1 protein-coding gene is annotated in these 1,421 nt (G+C 56.0%); it reads left to right on the top strand.

Features of this window, described 5'->3' with window-relative positions; all coding sequences use genetic code 11:
* Positions 1 to 1,421: RHS repeat domain-containing protein (locus BMY98_RS26555; RefSeq protein ID WP_139214603.1), on the top strand; the 1,421-nt coding region annotated here is incomplete at both ends.

Raw genomic sequence — 1,421 nt, 5'->3', positions numbered from 1 at the left:
TTTACCACACGCTTCGATCTCGTCGGCGACGGTCTGGTGTTTCATGATTCCGATGGGCGTAGTCATGAATTTCCTCTGCCCAAGGTCAAGCTGTTCCATTTCAATGCCATCGAAAATCTGACCGTTATTCGCCTTAGCAAGGATCGGCTATTGCTGATGCGGGGGCTTGAGCACCGAGAGACCTATGTTCGGCGGGGCAAGCGCTTTGTTCTGATCAACAAGATGCTGCCCAACGGCGCCGGGGTCATGCTGCATCACGAGCATCGGCATGATGGGCAGTTGGTGCTCTCCGAATTGGTGACTTACTCGGAGAAAGATCTAAACAAAGTGCATCTGCGACTTGGTACTTTGATTGACGATCACGGACGGTTGACGGGGCTTTGGGAAGTTCGTGACGGCGAGGTTAAACGCCAACTGTGTGCCTATCAATACGATGATTGTGGTGACCTTGTTCTGGCGCAGGATGAGAATGGCGCCGCATGGCGTTATCAGTATCAAAACCATCTGATCACCCGCTACACCGACCGCACTAATCGCGGTTTGAACCTGCAATGGTCAGGCACCGGCCCCGACGCAAAAGCCATTCGCGAATGGGCTGACGACGGCAGTTTCGACACGCGATTGGCATGGGACGAAAACATTCGTCTCACCTATGTCACCGATGCGCTCGGTCATGAAACCCGGCACTACTACGACAGCCTTGGGTACACCTATCGCATTTGCCATGCCGATGGTCGCTCGGAGTGGTTCTTCCGTGATGCGGCGAAGAACATCATCCGCCACGTCCACACCGACGGCAGCACGGATCGCTATCGCTACGACAAACTGAGCAACCTCACTGAACACACGCGCGCTGATCACAGCGTGATGAATTACGCCTACGACGACAAGAGCCACCTGATCAAGATCAGCGATGCTGAGGGCGGGTTGTGGAAACGGGATTATGACTTTCGTGGAAACCTTGTCGAAGCGATTGATCCGCTAGAGAACATCACCGAATACGCCTACAACCCGTTCGGCCTTCCTACGGCGATCAAAGACGCCAACGGCAACACAAAGGCGTTGGCCTACAACGAAGCCGGACAACTCGTTAAGTACACCGACTGCTCCGGCAAGGTCAGCGCGTGGGACTACGACGAACGCGGCCAGATGCTTCGCTTCACCGACCCGGCTGGCCACAGCACGACGTACGAATACGAAGCCGGCCAGTTGGTCCTGATCAAACACCCGGACAAAACCGAAGAGCGTTTTAGCCGCGACGCTGAAGGCCGCTTGCTCGCTTACTCCGACGGACTGGAGCGCTGCACCACCTGGCGTTACACCGCTGCGGGCTTTATCGCCGAACGCGTGGACGCCGCCGAGCAAACCCTGCGTTACCGCTGGGACAAGTTAGGCCGCCTCGTTTCGCTGGAAAACGAAAA

It is taken from the genome of Pseudomonas graminis (genome assembly GCF_900111735.1).
GTDB classification, from domain to species: Bacteria; Pseudomonadota; Gammaproteobacteria; order Pseudomonadales; family Pseudomonadaceae; genus Aquipseudomonas; species Aquipseudomonas graminis.
This window is presented reverse-complemented; position numbering and strand designations above follow the sequence as displayed.